This window comes from Oscillibacter sp. KLE 1745, from assembly GCF_000469445.2.
Classification (GTDB): Bacteria; Bacillota; Clostridia; order Oscillospirales; family Oscillospiraceae; genus Oscillibacter; species Oscillibacter welbionis.
Map to the genome: position 1 here is coordinate 68,614 of NZ_KI271741.1, position 18,460 is coordinate 87,073.

26 protein-coding genes are annotated in these 18,460 nt (G+C 58.0%); 3 read left to right on the forward strand and 23 right to left on the reverse strand.

Features of this window, described 5'->3' with window-relative positions; genetic code table 11:
• On the forward strand, positions 1 to 755 hold a 755-nt coding region (locus HMPREF1546_RS11930), incomplete at its 5' end, for a hypothetical protein (RefSeq protein ID WP_021751986.1).
• Between the two features lie 20 nt (positions 756 to 775).
• Positions 776 to 1,399, forward strand: a complete 624-nt coding sequence (locus HMPREF1546_RS11935) for a TatD family nuclease-associated radical SAM protein (protein WP_021751049.1) — start codon at positions 776 to 778, stop codon at positions 1,397 to 1,399.
• Between the two features lie 50 nt (positions 1,400 to 1,449).
• Here the strand turns inward: HMPREF1546_RS11935 and HMPREF1546_RS11940 are convergent, their stop codons facing one another.
• The 5 genes from HMPREF1546_RS11940 to HMPREF1546_RS11960 all read right to left on the reverse strand — a co-directional run bounded on the left by HMPREF1546_RS11940 (position 1,450) and on the right by HMPREF1546_RS11960 (position 4,851).
• On the reverse strand, positions 1,450 to 2,199 hold the full coding sequence (locus HMPREF1546_RS11940) for a sulfite exporter TauE/SafE family protein (RefSeq protein ID WP_021751050.1): 750 nt from the start codon (positions 2,197 to 2,199) through the stop codon (positions 1,450 to 1,452).
• A gap of 175 nt (positions 2,200 to 2,374) precedes the next feature.
• A complete protein-coding gene (locus tag HMPREF1546_RS11945) occupies positions 2,375 to 3,046 on the reverse strand; it encodes a CPBP family intramembrane glutamic endopeptidase (RefSeq protein WP_051365607.1) in 672 nt (223 codons plus the stop codon).
• 172 nt (positions 3,047 to 3,218) lie between these two features.
• Positions 3,219 to 4,265 carry an IS30 family transposase gene (locus HMPREF1546_RS11950; protein ID WP_021751053.1) on the reverse strand — a complete coding sequence of 349 codons (1,047 nt, stop codon included), beginning with the start codon at positions 4,263 to 4,265 and terminating at the stop codon, positions 3,219 to 3,221.
• Between the two features lie 61 nt (positions 4,266 to 4,326).
• Positions 4,327 to 4,509: a ribbon-helix-helix protein, CopG family gene (locus HMPREF1546_RS11955; protein ID WP_021751054.1), complete on the reverse strand. Its 183-nt coding sequence runs from the start codon at positions 4,507 to 4,509 to the stop codon at positions 4,327 to 4,329.
• Between the two features lie 96 nt (positions 4,510 to 4,605).
• Positions 4,606 to 4,851 (reverse strand): helix-turn-helix transcriptional regulator, encoded by a 246-nt coding sequence (locus HMPREF1546_RS11960; protein WP_036631195.1) that lies wholly within the window; start codon positions 4,849 to 4,851, stop codon positions 4,606 to 4,608.
• Positions 4,852 to 4,968: 117 nt separating this feature from the next.
• On the opposite strand from HMPREF1546_RS11960, the gene HMPREF1546_RS11965 reads away from it, so the two are divergent.
• On the forward strand, positions 4,969 to 5,316 hold the full coding sequence (locus tag HMPREF1546_RS11965; protein ID WP_021751056.1) for a hypothetical protein: 348 nt from the start codon (positions 4,969 to 4,971) through the stop codon (positions 5,314 to 5,316).
• Positions 5,317 to 5,358: 42 nt separating this feature from the next.
• Here the strand turns inward: HMPREF1546_RS11965 and HMPREF1546_RS11970 are convergent, their stop codons facing one another.
• From HMPREF1546_RS11970 to HMPREF1546_RS12050, 18 genes are all read right to left on the reverse strand, one after another.
• Positions 5,359 to 5,844: an HK97 gp10 family phage protein gene (locus tag HMPREF1546_RS11970; RefSeq protein WP_021751057.1), complete on the reverse strand. Its 486-nt coding sequence runs from the start codon at positions 5,842 to 5,844 to the stop codon at positions 5,359 to 5,361.
• 2 nt (positions 5,845 to 5,846) lie between these two features.
• Positions 5,847 to 6,614, reverse strand: a complete 768-nt coding sequence (locus HMPREF1546_RS11975; protein WP_036631197.1) for an N-acetylmuramoyl-L-alanine amidase — start codon at positions 6,612 to 6,614, stop codon at positions 5,847 to 5,849.
• The gene (locus tag HMPREF1546_RS11980; protein ID WP_021751059.1) at positions 6,547 to 7,011 is read right to left on the reverse strand and encodes a hypothetical protein; all 465 of its coding nucleotides are present in this window, start codon (positions 7,009 to 7,011) and stop codon (positions 6,547 to 6,549) included. Before HMPREF1546_RS11980 ends, HMPREF1546_RS11975 begins: the two co-directional genes overlap by 68 nt.
• Before the next feature lie 4 nt (positions 7,012 to 7,015).
• Positions 7,016 to 7,273 carry a hypothetical protein gene (locus HMPREF1546_RS11985; protein WP_036631199.1) on the reverse strand — a complete coding sequence of 86 codons (258 nt, stop codon included), beginning with the start codon at positions 7,271 to 7,273 and terminating at the stop codon, positions 7,016 to 7,018.
• Entirely contained in the window at positions 7,257 to 7,496 is a 240-nt protein-coding gene (locus HMPREF1546_RS11990) for a hypothetical protein (protein ID WP_021751061.1), read from the reverse strand. Before HMPREF1546_RS11990 ends, HMPREF1546_RS11985 begins: the two co-directional genes overlap by 17 nt.
• Positions 7,493 to 7,966 carry a carbohydrate-binding protein gene (locus HMPREF1546_RS11995; protein WP_021751062.1) on the reverse strand — a complete coding sequence of 158 codons (474 nt, stop codon included), beginning with the start codon at positions 7,964 to 7,966 and terminating at the stop codon, positions 7,493 to 7,495. The genes HMPREF1546_RS11990 and HMPREF1546_RS11995 overlap by 4 nt, the downstream gene beginning before the upstream one ends.
• 18 nt (positions 7,967 to 7,984) lie before the next feature.
• Positions 7,985 to 9,553: a DUF6273 domain-containing protein gene (locus tag HMPREF1546_RS12000; RefSeq protein WP_021751063.1), complete on the reverse strand. Its 1,569-nt coding sequence runs from the start codon at positions 9,551 to 9,553 to the stop codon at positions 7,985 to 7,987.
• Positions 9,480 to 10,754: an RNA-directed DNA polymerase gene (locus HMPREF1546_RS12005; protein ID WP_021751064.1), complete on the reverse strand. Its 1,275-nt coding sequence runs from the start codon at positions 10,752 to 10,754 to the stop codon at positions 9,480 to 9,482. Before HMPREF1546_RS12005 ends, HMPREF1546_RS12000 begins: the two co-directional genes overlap by 74 nt.
• Positions 10,755 to 10,904: 150 nt before the next feature.
• Positions 10,905 to 11,051, reverse strand: coding sequence for a DUF6273 domain-containing protein (locus tag HMPREF1546_RS19925; protein WP_367646055.1), 147 nt, complete (start codon positions 11,049 to 11,051; stop codon positions 10,905 to 10,907).
• A gap of 6 nt (positions 11,052 to 11,057) precedes the next feature.
• Positions 11,058 to 11,513 (reverse strand): four helix bundle protein, encoded by a 456-nt coding sequence (locus HMPREF1546_RS12010; protein ID WP_021751066.1) that lies wholly within the window; start codon positions 11,511 to 11,513, stop codon positions 11,058 to 11,060.
• Positions 11,514 to 11,729: 216 nt separating this feature from the next.
• Positions 11,730 to 12,476: a hypothetical protein gene (locus HMPREF1546_RS12015; RefSeq protein ID WP_021751067.1), complete on the reverse strand. Its 747-nt coding sequence runs from the start codon at positions 12,474 to 12,476 to the stop codon at positions 11,730 to 11,732.
• Between the two features lie 13 nt (positions 12,477 to 12,489).
• Positions 12,490 to 13,017: a putative phage tail protein gene (locus HMPREF1546_RS12020; RefSeq protein WP_021751068.1), complete on the reverse strand. Its 528-nt coding sequence runs from the start codon at positions 13,015 to 13,017 to the stop codon at positions 12,490 to 12,492.
• Positions 13,007 to 14,089, reverse strand: a complete 1,083-nt coding sequence (locus HMPREF1546_RS12025) for a baseplate J/gp47 family protein (RefSeq protein ID WP_021751069.1) — start codon at positions 14,087 to 14,089, stop codon at positions 13,007 to 13,009. The genes HMPREF1546_RS12020 and HMPREF1546_RS12025 overlap by 11 nt, the downstream gene beginning before the upstream one ends.
• Positions 14,079 to 14,504, reverse strand: coding sequence for a DUF2634 domain-containing protein (locus tag HMPREF1546_RS12030; RefSeq protein ID WP_021751070.1), 426 nt, complete (start codon positions 14,502 to 14,504; stop codon positions 14,079 to 14,081). The genes HMPREF1546_RS12025 and HMPREF1546_RS12030 overlap by 11 nt, the downstream gene beginning before the upstream one ends.
• Positions 14,505 to 14,507: 3 nt before the next feature.
• Positions 14,508 to 14,912, reverse strand: a complete 405-nt coding sequence (locus HMPREF1546_RS12035; protein ID WP_021751071.1) for a DUF2577 domain-containing protein — start codon at positions 14,910 to 14,912, stop codon at positions 14,508 to 14,510.
• A gap of 1 nt (position 14,913) precedes the next feature.
• The gene (locus HMPREF1546_RS12040; RefSeq protein ID WP_021751072.1) at positions 14,914 to 15,870 is read right to left on the reverse strand and encodes a hypothetical protein; all 957 of its coding nucleotides are present in this window, start codon (positions 15,868 to 15,870) and stop codon (positions 14,914 to 14,916) included.
• Between the two features lies 1 nt (position 15,871).
• Complete coding sequence (locus HMPREF1546_RS12045; RefSeq protein WP_021751073.1) at positions 15,872 to 16,528, reverse strand: LysM peptidoglycan-binding domain-containing protein; 657 nt, start codon at positions 16,526 to 16,528, stop codon at positions 15,872 to 15,874.
• Positions 16,528 to 18,429 (reverse strand): hypothetical protein, encoded by a 1,902-nt coding sequence (locus HMPREF1546_RS12050; protein ID WP_021751074.1) that lies wholly within the window; start codon positions 18,427 to 18,429, stop codon positions 16,528 to 16,530. Before HMPREF1546_RS12050 ends, HMPREF1546_RS12045 begins: the two co-directional genes overlap by 1 nt.
• Positions 18,430 to 18,460 lie beyond the last annotated feature (31 nt).

Consider the following 18,460-nt stretch of genomic DNA (forward strand, 5'->3'; position numbering starts at 1 on the left):
CCGCCCCCGCCGTGGTAACGGCGGGGCAGGCGCCGGAGGAACCCTATGATTTGCCCACGGAGGTGATCGGGCTGAAGGACTGGATCGGTGAAAGCCGCTGGAACCATGACCCGGTGGGCCTTTTGGCAGAACTGCCGGAGCGGGAGCTCTCCCTCTACGGCGTGACAAAGTGGCTTGACAGCTCAGCCCTGCTGCGCTGGGGTGACAGTCTGGCGGAGTTTTCCTGGTCCTTCGGCGGCCCGTTGATTGTGGAGCCGCAGCTTTGGTGCTGGGATGTGGACTCCGACGGGCAGGAGGAGGTCGTTGTCATCAATCATGTGGGCAGCGGCACCGGGACTTCTATTGAGGAGCTTCACGTGGTCAAAAAAGACGGGGACGGCACCCTGACGGACTACTGCTTTCCGGAGTCACTGTGGCAGGAGGACCTCTCCGGCCTGCTGTCGGTGGTGTCGGACGGGGACCGGACCTACACCGTCTTGGGCGCGGATCTGGTGGACCTCACAGACGAGATCCAGACACAGTTTCCGGACCTCAATCCGGCCATGATCGAGGACGCCTCTACCGGAAGATGGGCCAATTTTTCCGTGCAATCCGGTACGGATGGGGACGGCAGCGATCTTTTCTTTACGGGTTCTGCGATGTTGGAGGGGAGGGAAATCCCCTATGACTGGTATGCGGCGGAGATTACCGCTGCCATCTCCTATGAAAACGGCATCTTCACGCTGTCGGACTTTCATCTGAACAGCTTATCCTGATTACGCAAGGAGCGATATTTATGGAAAAGGGCTTTACCATCACCTATGAATACGGGGACAACCTGTATGTGAACCCCACCAACCGGTGCAACTTCAATTGCGCGTTCTGCCTGCGGCACAACCAGGGTTCCGGCGGCAGCATCTACACCCATAACCTGTGGCTAAAGCGGGAGCCCACGAAGGAGGAGATCCTTTCCTCCATCGAGAGCCACGACCTCTCCCAATACAAGCAGCTGGTGTTCGTGGGCTTCGGTGAGCCTACCTACCGGTTCGACGACATCTGCTGGGTCATCGACCAGATGAAGGTCCACGGCACCAAGATCTTCACCCGGATGGACACCAACGGCACCGGTTCCCTCATCAACGGCCGGGACATCGCCCCGGAGTTCGCGGGCCGGTTCGATATGGTGTCTGTCTCCCTGAACACCGACACGGCGGAGAAGTACAACGCCCTGTGCCACCCCCAGCAGGAAAACGCCTACCAGGCCATGAAGGACTTCACGAGAGAGGTCCTCAAGTATGTGCCCACCGTGATGATGACCGTGGTGGACACCATCCCGAAAGAGGAGATCGAGAACTGCCGGAAGATCTGCGAGGAGGAGATCGGCGCCACCTACCGGGTGCGGGAGTACATTGCGGACTGACAAATGCAGATATGAAGAGACGCCCGCAGGGGCGTCTCTTTTTCCTGAGCTTATGTATGGAATACCACGGACTTCACGATGATGCTGACGCCGCCCAGGAGGAAGAGGACGATGGCGCCCTTTTGGAGCTTTTCCTCTTCCAGCCGGGGCCCCAGCCACGCCGCCAGGCCCATGGCCAGCACCGCCGCGGGAACAGACGCCAGGGCGAACAGCAGCACCGGGCCGGTGAACAGGTCGGTGACTAGATAAGTCACTACCCGCACCGCATTCTCCCCAAAGAAGAGAAAGCACATGCTCCCCTTGAACTCGCTGTAATCTCTGGCTGTTCGCTGGAGGTAGGCCACGATGAACATGTTGATGCCGAAGAGGCCCGCGCACACGCCGGAGAACGCGGACACCGCCAGCCGCAGCCAGGGCCGGTCCTTCCGGTCCGGCTTCACCGGCCGCAGGGAGCGGGTGGCCATCTCCAGCCCTAAAAGCACCACGACGACGCCCAGCACGGTTTTGATGACCCAGGGCATGGAAAAGCGCAGCAGCAGCGTGCCGGGGATCACGCCGCAGAAGTTGGCCACCAGCAACGGCAGGATCTTCCGCCACTGGAAGCTGTGCCGGTTTTTCCAGGTGATCCAGGCGTTCACCGGGCAGTCCAGCAGCAGCGTACCCGGGGTGATGACCACATTGTCCAGGCCCATGGACAAAATCGGCGCAGAGATCAGGGGGTTGCCGAAGCCGATCAGCCCTTTGACCAGATAGGCCAGCAGCTGCGCGGCAAAGATAAACAGTGCGGTTGAAAGCGTCATTGTATGTTCCCTCCCAGATTTTCACCCCTCATTATATACCACATTTTCAGCGGAAAGGAAACGGCATTCTGCCTCCGGCGGAAAAAATGGACTCCCTGTTCTAGGTTTGTGTCGGTAGAGGCATCCCCGGCAAATCAATAAACGATTTGCCGGGGAATTCCAATAAGTGCAGTATTTAAATATAAAGATACCATATCGTCATGATTGCAAAATCCGCAAACATATGGATAACCCATGAATGATAGATATTTTCATTTTTGCTATCTACATAGTCAAAAAGCAGCCCGCCAATCGCCAATCCTATTAAAGCCAAAAGCAACATCAACGGCGGAAATGACATTCCAATCATTGCAATATGATAAACTGCAAACATGCCTGAACTGAATATATATGCTATTTTTCGGGCTGTGTATTTGGATAATCTGATAAATGCAACGAAACGAAAGAAAAATTCCTCCAGAAAGGAATTACAAAAGGAAATATAGAGAGCCACCCCAATAAAGCTGCCGCTGTTGACTTTTTGATCCGCTGAAAGCGACTGAACCAACGACGCATAGTCGAAAAAGTTTTTTGTCAAAGTATACGCACCCAGAATCACCGCATAAATAAAAGAGCCCAGCACAAATAATTTCATCATGCCCCTCTTGTCGATTTTAAAGAATTCATCCAGTAATTTTGTATGGGTTATTTTTGCATATACCAATGGCAATAATAAAAATACCGCGACTTTAAGCGCGGATTTGACAATATATGCCGGTTCAATGATTGTTTCAATGAGTGCCATAAAAACACAACATATTATAACAAGAACAATAATACCCGACGCTTTTTCTTTATTCATAGCCATCAGTATTATCTGCCTCCCAAATATAAATCTGCTGCCTTTATATTGCCTATGTCTCATTTTTACCATTATAGAATAGAAAAAAGTTTTGCGCAAGGCAGCAGGTGAATTTGCCGGGGTTGTCTAGAGCCGGGCGCAAAAGTCAACATATTTTTGCAAAAAAGATAAAAAAGTTTCAGACACAGGCCGCGAAGGCGGTGGAGAAGACCGCGTCAGCAGATAGGAAGCCCAGGATTTCGCGGGGATAGGCGTTCAGCCAGTCTTCGACCTTCTGGATTTCCTGGACGCTGACTTTGCTGAAGTCTGTCCCCTTCGGGAACCAGCGGCGGATCAGGCCGTTCGTGTTTTCGTTGGTCCCGCGTTCCCAGGAAGAATAGGGGTGGCAGTAATAGACCTTCGTCCGCGGCCCCTTTCGGCGACAGCTTCGTTCCATGCCGTCGACGTCGGCAAACTCGGAACCATTGTCGACGGTTATCGACTTGAAGGTGGCACGGAAGGCCGGCGATCCCATCTTCCGTTCCAGGCGGTCCAGGGCGCGAACTACGCTGGCGGCGGTGTGATCCTGGACCTTGATGATCAGTTCCTTCCTGGACAGTCGTTCAGACAGGACCAGAAGGGCCGGCTTCGTCTTCTTCTTTCCCAGGACGGAGTCCATTTCCCAATGACCGACGGTCGTCCTGGCGTTCACTTCCTCCGGCCGGTGTTCAATGCTGGTTCCGGCGGACGCCCTGGCGCCCTTCTTGTGGGTGCGGGTGTAGCCGCGCTTGTTCTTACCGTGACGGGGAAGGTCGCGCATTTCAAGGGTCAGGAAGACGCCCTTCCGGATATAGGAATACAGTGTCGACTTACAGATCGATGTCTTGAACTTCATTCCCTTGACGCGGATTTCTCCAAGGACCGCCGCCGGCGAATAGCCGTCTTCCACGATCCGCCGTTCAATGTAGGCCGCCAGTTCGTGGTCGTTGCCGATCTTTAACTGTGGGCCTTTGTTCGTGCCGTTGTACTTCTTGACTGATTCGGCGACGTCACAGCTATAACGGACTTCCTCCGTAAGGTCGGAATTGGTGTGGATATACTGGCCGCGCTTCAGTTCATAATATACCGTTCGAAGGCTGACGCCCAGGGCGTCGGCGACGGCCTGTTTCGTCATACCCTGGCGAAGATACTTTTCGATATTCAGGCGATCCGCTCTGGTCAGTTGCTTGAATCTGCGACGTTTCATGGTGTTTCCTCCGTTCGGTATAAAATAAAAGGCCCCGTCCTTTCGGACAGGGCCTTCGCGTTCACGCGCTCTGCTTTGCGATCTGTGCTTCGATCGCTTCCTTGATAAAGGCGTTCACGCTCATTCCGGCCGCCGCCGCGGCCTGGGCGATGATCTCCCTGTTTCCCTTCGGGACCGTTATTTCAATTCTGTCATACGCCTTCAGGTTATAGCGTTTGTTTGCGGCTGTCTGCGCCTTTGACATTGTGAATCACCTTCCTTCTGGTGCTTATTATATACTACCGGTAGTATATTGTCAAGCAGAAAAAAACGGCCCTCCGGTTCTGGTCCGGAAGGCCGTTCATTCTTCGTCTTCGGTCAGGTTTTCAAAGGCCACGCCGAAGACCGCCGCGAAGGCGCGGACTTCGTAGTCTGTAACCAGGCGGTCGCCGGATTCGATCTTGCTGACGACGTCCTGTTCCATGATTACGCCCTGGGTCTGCATTTTTGCCGCAAGGGCGGCCTGTGACCATCGTCGCGCCGTCCGAAGGCACCGGACGCGGTTTCCACAGATATTCTTCCGGCCGTTGTAGTCGAACTTCTTCACGCCTGATCCTCCCGTTATGGTAATATCCCATATTCTAATTGACTTTAGCATAAGATTCCGATATTCTTATGGTAATATCCCATAACTTCGGGGTAAATATCAAAGGGAGGTTCTGGCATGGGTGCGAAGAACTGGGTCCTGGAGGGCGACTATAAACACAAAGCGGTCATCATGCAAGGCGGGAAGGCGGTTTTGAACGTCGGCCTGATGAAAAATCTGAAACTGGACAGTTCCACGATCGACCAGATCGAAGTCGTGGACGAAGATTCCCAGAAAAGCATGGGTTCCGCCGTGGCGCGCGGCGCCGCCGGCGCTCTGCTTCTGGGTCCCCTGGGCGTCGTGGCGGCCGCGACCGCGAAGACGAAGGGGGTTCATGTGGTGGCGATTCAGTTCAAGGACGGGAAGCGGTCCCTTCTGGAACTGGACGACACACGGTTCAAGGCGATCAAACTCGCGATGTTCTGAAGAAAGAAAAAACGCCCAGGGGTTCGTCCCCTGGGCGTCTTTCTATTTGAAATACTTCATGTAGCCACGCTTCTTCAGTTCCTGTTCGAAGCGGCGCTGAAGGCGCGCGTTCTGGGTGCGCTTCGTGGCGTTGACGGCCCGTTCCAGGGTGTAGTGACCAGGAATCAGGGAATGGACGAACATTCCCCCTTGCGGGTCCTTCGGCTGGTAGACGAACGACTTCCCGTCCCAATGTCCAGGGACGAAGTGGCCGCGGAAGCCATATTCCAGGGGCTTCGCATAGTCCAGGTTGTTGAAGACGTCGATCTTGTAGGCCGTCCCGATCCGGATCGCCTTCGAACTGCTGTTGAAGTTCCGGCGATAGTCGCCGGTGTTGATGATGTTTTCTTCGGTGCAAATCTTCCTGGCCTGGTCACGGGCGAAGCGGCCTTCGCCGACGACCAGTTTGTCCATGATCTCCGGTATATCGGCCTGAAGGGCGACCAGGGCCTTCCCGAAGTTCGCCAGTCCGTCCAGCTTCATTCCCATCGTCAGACCTTCTTCGTATAGGACAGGCTGATCCAGCCGGCGCCGGACTTCAGGCGGCCCCAGTTGCCCTTCTGCTCGACGATGGTATAGACGCCGCGGTCCTTGATCTGGCCGGTGACGGCGTAGGTCGTGCCAGGGCCTTTTCGGATATTCAGGACGGACGCCGTGATCCGCACCAGGTAGGGGGTGAAGGTGGCACCGCCGGGCGTCTGGCTGGGCTTCTTCTCCGGCTCCGCCGGTGCGGCCGCGCCCAGGCGTTCGTTCACCTGGGCCGCGATCTGGGGGTGGAGATTATAGAGATAGTCGCCAGGACAGGCCTTGTTCGCGAACCACCGGTGAACGGTCATGTTCTGCTTGTCCACCTGGCCGATCAGGGACTTGTCGCCCTTCCACAGAAGGGCCTTGATCCCATTCCGGCGGCAAATATCCACCAGAAGGTCGATCAGGGCGGCCAGGGCCTGGTCCGTCACCTTGTAGGGGTGCTTCGTGTCGGACGCGACTTCGATTGTGATCGCGCGGTGGTCGTTGGAGCGGGACGAACTGCACCAGGACCGGTCCTTTTCCTCCACGGACAGGCCGATCGAACCGTCCTTCCCGACGACGTAGTTCGCGGAACACTCGCGGCCGGTGGTGGCGAAGTAGTCACAGCCTTGCTTCGCCGTCCATTGTCCGACAATACAATGAATCGTGATGGTGTCGATCTTATGATTCCTGGGGCTGGTCCGGTTCGGGCTGATCCTGGAATACGTCACTAACGGGCTGTTGCTCATGCTCTTTTCCCTCCTTTGCGGGTACGGTGTCCGCCGGCGTGTTCAGGATCGCGACGAACTTTGTGAAGGCTTCCTTGATATACTTACAGGCGACCAGAAGGACCGCGCCGACGATGATCAGATCGGCGAACAGTTCCGCGTATTCGTCAGGAATCGTCCAGCCGACTTCCGTCGCAAAGATCGGAAGGGTGGTGATCGCGATACACAGAAGGGTCAGTCCGACGATGAACGTCAGCGCCTTCAGGCCGCCGGTCGCCAGCTTTTCGCGGCTGAAGGGTTCACAGTTGATCTTGATGTTGTACCACAGGGAGAACACGACGTTCGCCAGGTAGGCACACAGGAAGATCGCCATAGCATAGCCGATCTTGATCAGGTTTCCGATGATGATTTCAAACATGGGTTCATTCCTCCTTGTCGACCAGGTCGCCGTATTGCCGGCGAAGTTTGATTCTGTTTTCAGTCTTTGCCTTGCTGTAATAAAAGCCGGTCGCCGTGGCGGCTTCCCCGAAGATGGCCGGTATCAGGTAGGCCAGGGCGTCCGTGTTGCTGGTCCTCCACACCATGACACAGGTGAAGGCCGTCACGAAGATCGTGACGGCCCCCACGGTGCAAACGATGATTTTGGAGAACTCGCGGCGGGGTTTACTGCGCCTTTTCAAGGTCTTCGATCCGGTGGTTCGCGACCTTGATTCGCTCTTCGATAAGGGCGGCCTGTTCTTCCAGCTTGAAGGTCCGTTCGATCACGGAATTATGTTTGTCGACCTTCTCTTCCAGCTTATCCAGGCGATAGGCAATCAGGGCGGAACTTTTCCGGTTTGCCAGGTAGGCACCGGCCAACGTGCCGACCATAGAAAGAACGGCGATGATGATCCCTTCGGTCATGCCGTCACCTCCGTCCAACCGTAGACGCCAGGTTCCCAGACGTTCGACGCGACGTCGGACGTCCAGTGCTTCCCGTTATGGGACACCTTCGCGCCGGCGTTATATGCGTCATGGGCGCCGACCGGCTGGGACCATTCCGGCCATTCCTCCGTCGGGTCGCCGATCTTCGACCACAGGGACGCGGCGGCCGCGGGGGTCCAGTCGGCTTGTGAAGTGTGGTCCTGGTTGCACCGGTACAGGTCGGAACCGTAGCGGCGGATATTGCCCTTTTTGTAGGCGATCGGGTAGGCCCAGGGGGCGAACTGCTCGACGTTCTCCGTGGCGGTGACGTCGTCGATCTGGCCGCCCTCCGCCAGGACCACGAAGGCGATGGACGCCGCCGCCGCGATCTGGGTGACGGGGTTGTTCTTTTCCTGTTCCTGGGCTTCCTTCATGCTGACGGTTTCGCAGTCGTGCGAGTTGAAAGACATTTTGCTTCCCTCCTTCCATCAGGCGAAACGGATCGTCGCCTGGGTGATCTCGATTTCCTCCGTCCCCTTCAGCAGATAGAACCGGTAGCCCAGGCCGTAGCCGTTGGCGACGGTGCTGTTCGTGAAGGTGTGGACCAGGCGGTTCGCCTTCTCCGTGATGTCCTCCCAGACGGGGTTCGTGTCGAACGGGTTGTTCGTCACTTCCAGGTGGAGCGTGGAGCCGGCCGGCCGGTCGGACGGGTACAGGGAAACGAAGACCTTCGTGACCTTCGCGTCGGTGTTGAAGGCGCGGGCCGCGGCGATCCTGGTGACGGTGCGGCTGAAGGTGATGTTGCGGACGGCCGTTCCGCCGTTGCCGTCGGAAGCGGTGATCTTCAGGACGTGGGTCCCCGCGATCAGCCTGATCCAGACGGAAGACAGGTCGGCGGTGTTCTGGGCGCCGGCCGTGGCCGTGTAGGTGCGAAGGGTGATGGTTTCCGCTCCGTTGGTCAGGGTTTCCGTCACGGTCAGGGTCTGGGTGGCGGACTGGGCGTCGGTGACGGTGTATTTGTAGGTGAAGGGGTCGGTCTTCGCGCCCATGTTCTGGTCGGAACCGCTGATCACGGGCGGGGTGTTGTAGGAAATGGCCTTTCCGGAACCGGTGCAATACGCCGATTCATTCCCGACCGCGTCCACAGCCTTCACGCGCGCGTAGTAGGTTGTTCCGCTGGACGGGACCGTGTCCTGGATCGTCTTCGCGGTGGTGATCCCGATCTGGGTCCAGACGCCGGAATCCACCTTCCGTTCCCAGACGTAGGAAATGGCGTCGCCCTCCGGATCGGTCGATCCGCCGGTCGACAGGGTCAGCTTCTGTCCCGCCTGTGGGGTGCCGTAGGTAATGGAAGACGGGACTGTGGGCGGCTGGTTCCACAGAAGGATATAAGCGCCGTCTGTGTCGGTTGTATCGGATACCAGATTCGAAGATGCCAAATACAAAGCCGGCCGGACGCCGCGGTTGCCGTAGTACGCGCTGCCGTGGTCCGGACTGCCGTCCGTGTAGACATAGCGCGCGCTGCGCGCGTAGCCGGCGTACGGGGTTCGAAGCCACCACCACCAATATTGAGAAGCGGAAAGGCTGGAATTGGTGTAGGTGGACTTGCTGACGGCTTCCGCCGTGGGGTAGCACTGGCGGCGCGACGCGGAATTGAAGTAGGACCACAAGGAACCTTCGGCCACGCCGTTTTCGTTGGAAAGGCCGACGTTCGTGTTCGAAAGCAGAAAGACCTGTCGAACGATGTCTTCATAACCGCCGCCGTCGGTGACGGTGTTCTTCGCGACGCGGATCGTGGAATTAAGGATCGCGTTTCGGAAGTCGGCTTCGAAGTTCGCCAGGAAGCCGGCTTCGCTGTCGTAGGGGTTATAGCCGTTCCAACAGTTCGCGGACGTGGGCGGGGCGTCGGCTCCGTGCTGTGCGGCATACCAGGACGCGGCCGCACTGTTCAGCCACTTGTCGATGTTGGAAACGGAATAACGGTTATTGCCGTAACTCCGGCGGTCGCTGTTGCTGTTGCCGGACTCCTTCGCGTCGAAGCATTTCAGGGTGATCATCTTTTCCGTCACCAGGCCCGTTCGGCCCTGGGACGTGTCCTGTGTGCCGACGATCCACCTGATCGCCTGTCCGTTGTACTTTGTGTTCGCCGACTTGACGACGCTTCCAACGGGCAAAGCGGATAGAGATTTCGCCATAGGGTTTTCCCTCCATTTCTTTCCTGAACAGGTTGAAGAACAGGTCGTCGATCTCGCTGATCAGGTGATAACTGTTGCCGTGTTCGGCGTGGCCGGCCCAGGAATTATAAGACTGAAGGACCGTGTCGAAGTCGACACGGCCTTCGTCTACCAGGTGGCGGAACTTCGTGACCTTCCGCCTGATCCGGTTCTTGCTCTCACGGCGTACCTTCCGGACGACCTTACCGCTGTCCGTCAGGTAGGTCCGAAAGCCCAGGAAGTCGATTCCCTGGGATAACGGGAATATGGCCGTCTTCTGGTTCAGTTCCAGTCCCAGGGGGACCAGGAACCGGCGGATTTCTTCAAGGCAGAACTGCAAATAGGCCCTGTCCTCATGTATCAAATAGAAGTCGTCCATGTAGCGGCCATAATACTTGATTCCCAGACGTTCCTTGATCATGTGGTCCATGTCGGACAGGTACAGGATCGCGAACCATTGTGAAGTGTGGTTCCCGATCGGAGTCCCTGGTCCCTCCGTGGAGTCGATGATCTTGTCCAGAAGCCACAGGACGTCGCGGTCCTTGATCAGCCGGCGAAGCTGGGCCTTCAGAACGTCGTGATTGATCCGATAGAAATACTTGCGGACGTCGCACTTCAGCACCCAGCCGCCGGCGCCGTTCTTGCGGTAGTAGGCCGCCATGAACGCCTTCAATCGGTCAAGGCCGAAGTGGGTCCCTTTGCCCTTCTGACTCGCGTAGTTGTCATAGATGAATGTCTTCGAAAGAAGCGGTTCAAGGACCTGTTCACATAAACAATGCTGAACGATCTTGTCGCGGAAGCTGTTATACATGATCAGCCGTTCTTTCGGTTCATGCACGAAGAAGCAGTTGTACGGGGACAGGCGGTATTTGTGGCGCTGAAGCATGACCTGAATGAACAGAAGGTTTTCCAGGACATTCGCTTCATATTTGCACACGGAATACTTCCACCGTTTCCCTTTGCGCGCTTCTGTAAACGATTGATATAAATTGTTGAAGTCCGTTACGGACGCGAAGTCATGGGTGGGCGTTCCCTGATCCTTCATAAAGAAAAATCCTCCTTGACGCTGATAGTCCGGCCGTCGCTGTTGAAGGCCTTTCGTCGTCAATCATGTATTTACCGAAGGGACTGTCGCGGCCCTTCGGAAGGAAACGATCTCCTTTGTTGGTGATACTCTGTTTTCAGGCTTTCCGCCCTAATCAGTCCCGTTTTCCACCAAATCCGGCCGGACGCCGTTGTTGCCGTTGTACGCGTTGTTGTTGTTCAGACTGCCGTCCGTGTTGACATTGCGCGCGTTGTTCGCGTTGCCGGCGTTCGGGGTGACAGATCGTTCCCTAATGATTTATGATCAGCCTTCAGGGATCGGGCCGGCCGGCTCGACGGGGATTCCCGTCTTCCGTTCGGCGTCGTACCATCGGGCGGTCATACATTTCACGTCGACCGTCAGCTTCGTCCAGTAGTCGAAGGTCCCGCTGTCAATATAGCCGCGGTCCTTCGAAAGCTGGATCATGTGCAAAAGTTTCTTGCACTCCGTCAGCGCGGCGCGCTGAAGTTTCAGGCGGTCGGCCTTGTCCTGGTCGTCCATTATGGGGAAGATTTCGTTCGCTTCGACCAGGTAGTCATAGATCGCCAGGGCGTGGCCCTGGATTTTATTCGTCACGGAAAATCTGATCTTCTTCGGAAAACGCTTCGGGTTGTCGGTCGTCGACAGGGTGAAGCCGATCATTTTGTCCGCGACGGGCAGTATATGAAGCGGACTTTCGCCCTTGGGCTGGCTCCGCTGGTAGTTTCTTCGCGATCCCATTGATACACCTTCGATTCCGGATATTCTCGACCACAGCGGCGTCGCCGGTAAAGTCGAAGCCGTAGTCCCGAAGGACCACGGCTTCTTCCGTGCCGGCGTAGGTCATGCCGCAAAGAACCACGCTGTCGCCCTCACAGAAGCCGCACACGGGACGAAGTTCCGTGAACAGGTTCGATATAAGGCAAGAGGTTTCCGACGGCGTGGCGGCGATCCTGGTCACAGATACAGGCGGTTCCTTGTCTGGTCCAGAATCCCTTCGGGAACTCCGGTCCCGTCATAGCCCTTCCAGTAGGAAAGCTGCGCGGGGGCGAAGGTGTGGGTCACGGTGGTTCCGGTGAAGCCGGTGTTCAACTGCTCCTTGATCGCTTCGATGTCGCTGTCCTGGCGGCGCTGGACCTGTTCCGTGTTCTCTCCGGTGGTTTCGGTGACGGTGTCCGCGCCCTGGGTGTGGACCAGGGGCGCCGCGTAGGTGGTCATTTGCTCACGGGTGACATAGGAACCAGGGGCCACCTGGACGGACACGGACGCGGCTTCCTGGTTCGTCACGAAGACGGCCAGGTCGTGGATATGGACGGTGTCGGCGTCTTCCTCGAAGGACGTCGCCGGAAGGACGTTGTCGCTGTCGTTGCCGTCCAGCCAGCCATAACAGAACATGACTTCCGTGTTGTCGATGGTGTTCCCGTAGACGGCGACTTCCCTGATCCAGACAGGGGCGTCCAGGGCTTCGTTCGTCACCTGGACGGGGATTCGCATGATTGCGGGGTCGCCCTCGATCAGGTCCTTTTCGCCCAGGCTCACGGCGACGTTCTCCGGCGTCACCAGGTCCGACAGGGTGTTCGGGCTGACGGTGGCGACGCCGCTTCCGGTCGCCGCGCGGGTCAGGATCAGCGGCTTTCCGGCCGCGATCAGGGCAGTCAGGGCCGCCGCTCCGGCGTCCGTGACGATAGACTTAAATCTTGCCATGTGGTTTTCCTCCTTATGTGGCCGGCGTGTAGACGTGCCGGTTCATCGTGACCATAGCGGAACAGGCCGCCGTCTGGGCCGGTTCGTCCGTCTGGGGAATGTCCGCCTTCAGCCGAAGGACCAGGTTCGCGGGGATCATCTGGCCCAGGGTGGCGATCAGGGCGTCCCGCTGGGAATAGCCTTCCAGGCGGATTCGAATGAACAGGTCATAGGCGTTTTCGTCCAGGGTGACGGTGAAGTCGTCCGTGATGGTCTTCAGGTACTTCAGAAGGGTCCTGTATGTATAGGGAAGCTGGTCAAGGTATTTGATCAGAATCCGTTCGCGGCGCGCTTCCAGGGTGTCCCCGTCGGCCGCGTGAAGGCCCATGATGGCTTCCCAGCGTTGACACCCATATTCGGACAGGGTCGCCAGGAAGAAGTCGTCAGCGGCCGTCCTGACGTCGTCCAGGGCCGTTTCGAACTCCGGCTGTTCCGCGTTGGCGATCTGCTGGAACTCGACCAAGTCCTGAAGACAGCGCGGCCAGTAGTCTTTAAGTTTCATTCGTGATCCCTCCCATGACGGGGATCGCGTCGGACGCCAGGACGATATTCTGGGTTCCTCCGTTGATCGTCGTCCCCGTGATGTCGATCACGCCGTCCACGGACAGGACCTTCGTTTCCACCTGGGACACGCGGACGGTGATCCCCGACTGGTTCGCCCAGTCCTTCGCCAGGGCCACGAAGTAGTCCTGGATTGCCTTCGTGACGGCGGTCTTCACGGTGTCCCAGGTGTAGCCGGTGGCGAAGGTCAGCTTGAAGGACACGCTGATCGCTGTTCCGGTGACGCCGACGACGGTGACGACGTGGCCGATCGGCGCGATCCCGACTCCTTCGCCCTGGTTCTGGGTGGGGTCGACGGCGGTTTGGACGGTGTCGACCAGGGTCGAAGACGGGACGCCCCAGTCGCTGTTCACGAAGACGATCTTCACGGTCCCGCCGCCGTTCCAGACGGGGAACACCTTCACGGCGCCCACGCCCTGAAGCAGTTCGACCTTTGTCCGGTAGTCGGCGATATTGCCGCCGTATGCCTGGGATTCCAGGCTTTCCTTATATCGGGCCAGAAGGTCGGCGTCGCTCTCTTCGTCTTCGCCGTTGATCAGAATGTCGGCCAGACGCGCCGCGCCCAGGCCTTCCACATAGTCGATCGGGAAAAGGTTCCCCTGGTACTGGTTGCCGGCGGCTCCGGCCGTTTCACACAGAAGTTTGAACTGGCCGGCGGCGATCTTCTCTGTCACGACGTAGTTCAGGGCGTCGCCGGAATAGCGGGAACCGATCGGGACGTCCATCGCCCCGCCGTCCCCGTCCTCGAAGTAGCCCTTCCGGACCGCGGCCGTGGCCGGCGTTCGGAAGACGCTTCGTTCCTGACACTTCAGGGTCAGGTCGTCGCCTTCCTCTGTGTCGGGGAAGGCACGGTCCAGAAGATAGGCCAGTTCGATATACATGATCGCCAGTTCGGCGGCCGCCGGCGCGATCGCGTCGTAGACGACCGAACCTTCCCGCTTGTCGATGGAAGCGGCTACGCGGGAAAGGCACCGGTCCATGATGTTTTCGAAGGTCATGTTCTCATACAGCATTGTCGCCGACCTCTCTTTCGATAGGGATTTCGCCGAAGATGGTTTCGGCGGTGAACTTCACGGACGCCGTCCGCTTGTCGACCTGGGTGACTTCGAAGTCGGTGACGTCGGTGATCCGGCTGTCCGCCAGAAGGGCTTCGGTGATCACGCGCTTGATTTCACTTTCAAACACCTGATAGCTTTTCCCGACGACTGCGTCCAGTTCAATTCCATAGTTCCAGGAATAGATCAGGTAGGCGAACCGCTCCGTCTGAAGGATTTTATAGATCGCTTGCTTCATGGCTTCCGTTTCATCGCAGAAGCCGCCGACGCGGCCGGCGTCGAAGTCGATCTTGTAGGTCCGCGAAGGGGCTTCGGCGGCGGTCTGGACTTCCAGGTCTTCGCCGATCTTCACGGTGGTCGCGTTAGGAATCATAGGTCACACCCTCCCCAGGACAAGAAAGGCCTGTCCGCCCTGGTTCCGAAGAAGGATCACCTTGTCGCCGACGGCCAGTCCGTAATAGTATTCCGACGTTTTGTCGGTGTTGGTTTGGTAGTTGTTCTTCAGGACGTGGGAATGGGAAGCGAAGGCCGCTTCGCCGCTCCCGCCGCCCTTCTCTTCGGTGGAAGGGCCGCCCTTCATGCCGGTGTGGTAGTGCGTGGGATAGTAGCCGGCCTGAAGTTCCTTCGGAACGACGATCACTTCGCCGGATATGTCGAAGCGGTTATCCACGCGGATCGTCAGGGGCGACGTCTTCGTCACCTTCCCGAAGAACCAGGCCGTCGGCGCGCCGGCGGCGTTGGTGTTCTCCGCGACTTTTTTCATCGTGTCTAAAAGGCCCATGTCACACCACCTTTAATTTCAGGGTCATTGTTTCCTTCAACAGGTCATGCGTGGCTTCCTCAATCAGGAAGAAGGACTTCACACCCACGGCGCCGATCCCGATATACAGGACGCGGCCGGCACGGACGGACAGGTCCGTGATCGCGTTCAGGCTGAAGGACCGTGACGGCCGGTTGTAAAGTTCCAGCATTTTCGCGCCCCGCTCTTTGATCTGGGCTTCGTTCATGCTTTCGTCGACCGTTTCATAGTCCTGAAGGATTCCCCACAGGGTCATGTTCTTCGAATCCTGGTAGATGTAGACGTCACGTTTGCCGGTGGTCTTATTGTCCTTGACCAGCTTGATTTTGTTGTAGGTGTCGGAATCTATGTCCTGGTCGTAGGTGTAGCCGGTGGCAAGGCTCCCGTCGCCCACGAACAGGTCCAGCTTCGCCGTTTCGACGTCCGTGATCGCCAGGGAACCGAAGTCGTCCCACAGGACGAACATTTTCCCCGTGTTGATCAGGGTCAGGTCGATCGCCTTCAGGGCGATGTCGAAAAGCGTCTGGCCGTCCTCGATCATGGAGGGGATCGCGTAGCCGGTGTTCGCCAGGGTGCCGGTCTTCAGCTTGAAGTCTTCGGCGATCTGCTTCACGATCTGGTCGGCGCGCTTGCCGGTGAAGACATAGGTTTCCTTGTTTTTCTTCAAATACCAGGTCTGATCGTAGGCAGTGACCTGGACCTGGTCCTTTTCGCTCTGGCTGGTCTTCACGACGTAGCCATAGAAAAGGCCCGTGGAACCGTTCTTCAGGGCCAGAATCCCGCCAGGGTTCCACGCCACGGCGTCGTCGACGATTGCGGTCACGGTCAGGGAAGCGGGGGAACCGGACCTTTTTGTCGTCCACTTTGCCGCCGTGATCAGCGTCGTCACGTCATGCGCGGCGCCGGTCACGTTGTTCTGGTAAAGAATAGAGATAGCCATATCAAGGGATCGTGAACGTCTGTCCAGGGTAGATCAGGTTCGGATTTTTCCCGATCGTCCCCTTGTTGGCGTTATAGATTTTCGTGTAGTCCGCCCCGTTGCCGTACAGCGCCTTCGCGATGTTCCACAGGCAATCCCCAGACTTCACGGTGTAGGTTTTTGGTTTGCTGGCCGGCTGGCCGGCCCTGGTCGGTTCCTGGGCCTTCGCCGGCTCCGACTTCTGGGCGGGAAGGGTGATCCGCTTCGCGGAATAGTCCCGCCATTCATACAGCTTGATCGAATAGTAGAAGTCCCCCAGTTCGCCGGACCGCTCTTCGTACTCGAAGGACTCCACGCCCATTTTGACGTTCATGTCCAGGTCCGTTCCGGTGATCAGGAAGCGAAGGGGTGTCCGGCCGTCCCTGGCGGACTGGATCGCCTGGATAATGGCGGTCGGGTTCCGGACTTGGCCCGTGGTATAGGGGGCGCTGGACTTCGGGAAGAAGCTGTCCCATTCGATGGTCCGAAGCCCCTTCTTCCGAAGGATCAGGACTTCGCCCAGTTCAAGGACGGTCGTCCGTTCGTTCTTGCCAGGGGAAGACACCTTCAGGGAAGCGGGAAGGACGGGAATGTTGATTTCCCGTCCCCCCGCGATCAGGGTCATTCTGTATCGGCTCATTAGTTATACACTCCTTCCGCGGCGGCGATGAACTCACCTTCCAGCTTCCGTTCGATCGCGCTGACGACGTCGTCCAGGTCCACGCGTTCGCTGATCTGGGCGTCCATCGCGACGGTCGGGGTCAGGGTGACGAAGTTCTGGACATAGCGCATTTCGGCCACGTCGCGAAGGAACTTCAGGTCTTCGTCGGCGATATTGACGTCGCTGTCGATCTTGCCGACGGAACCGACGCTGTCCAGGTCCCCGCCGTTGATCGCGCCGGTTGCGCGGGACACGTCCCAGGAAGAAGTCAGGCTGTCCAGCTTGCCGGTGATCTGGGAAAGGTTGTTCGCGATTCCCTTCGCGCCGGTGGACCAGGCGGCCGCCGTGCTGGCCGTGTCGATCTTCTCCATACGGTCATAGCGGACGGCGTTTTCTCCATAGCTGGCTTCGATCTTCGCCTGAAGGCCGCTTCGCCAGTTGCCGACGGCGTCCGACAGGCTCGATCCGAAGACCGCGTCGATCGCGTTCGCTATGGTTTCCAGGACGCCCAGGACGGAATCCGCCAGTCCCAGGAACAGGCGTTCAATGGAACCGATCGGATCGGTGAAGACATTCGCGAAGAACTCCGCGAATGTGGCGATGTAGTTCCAAATGTCGGCGATCAGGTTGTAGCCGAAGGCATACAGGCCGCCCAGAAGGCCGCCCACGAAGCCCACGACGTCTTCAATGGTGACGCCGGCGTCCATTGCGGCGGAGATCAGAAGGGCGACCAGGGCGATCATCATAATGAGCGGCGCATTTGCAAGCGCCCAGGCCGCGGCCTGTGCAAGGACAGGCGCCACGGTAGCCCACAGGCGGGAGATCATGGCCGGAAGAAGGACGATCGCGATCGCCGTCAGAATCGCGGACACGGTGGGCCAGTTGTCGACGACCACCTGGGCGATCCAGGACACGGCGGTCGCCGCATAGCCCAGAAGGCCCATGATCACGTTCAGGACGACACAGACGCCGTCCAGGGCGCCGGTGTTCTGAAGGGTGTCCAGAAGGTTCGTCACCGCCGTCAGAAGGCGCATGACGCCGCCGACCAGCTTCTGGCCGGCCGCTTCGTACAGTTGGCCGATCTTGTTCTTGAACTGCTCGATCTTGCCGGTGGGGGTGTTGGCGTAGGACTCGGCCAGTCCCTTCCAGGACTGATTGATCACGTCGTTGATCACAGCGACCTTTTCCATGTCGGTTCCGGTTTCTATGATCTTCTGCTGGGCTTCGGATAACTCGAAGCCCTTCTTCTTCAGGCCGTCATAGGTGCCATCTAAGGCCTTGCCAAGCTGGGTTGCATATTCGACCATCTGGCTTTGGTCCACAGACGGGCCGCCCATGCCGGCGGCGTAGTTTGCAAGGGTCCCCATAGCCGCGGAAAGGGCTTTAGGGTCCTTCAGATAGGTTCCCAATTCGGCCGCACCGGCGACAAAGGTATCGCCGCCGAAGGTGGTCTTCGATTCCAGTTCGGACGCCCTGTCGCGGATCGCGTCGAAGGCTTTCTGGTCCATGCCGGCGTTCTTCATAACGACGCCCAGTTGGACTTCGGCGTTGTACTGGTTCGAAAACTCTTCCAGGGCCTTTTGAATCTGGCCCTTGACGGCGGCGACCGAAAAGACCGCCAGGGCCTTCCTGATCAGGCCTTCCGTTCGGGACCAGGCGTCAGATACTTCTTCCGCCCCCTTGCCGGCGTCCCTCTGCCTGTTGATAAAGGCGTCCAGGCGCTTTCGGGCGCGGTCGATCAAAGACGCGCTGTTTTCCAGGGTCCGGCCAGGGTTCACGGCCTGGGTGGCCTTGTCCGCGGACCTGGCGGCGCGCTCCATCTTCTGAAAGGCGGACGTGATCCGCTTCAGCTTTGCGGACATACCGTCGCGGATCGTCATAGGTGTCGAAACACCAGGCACGGTTCTTCAC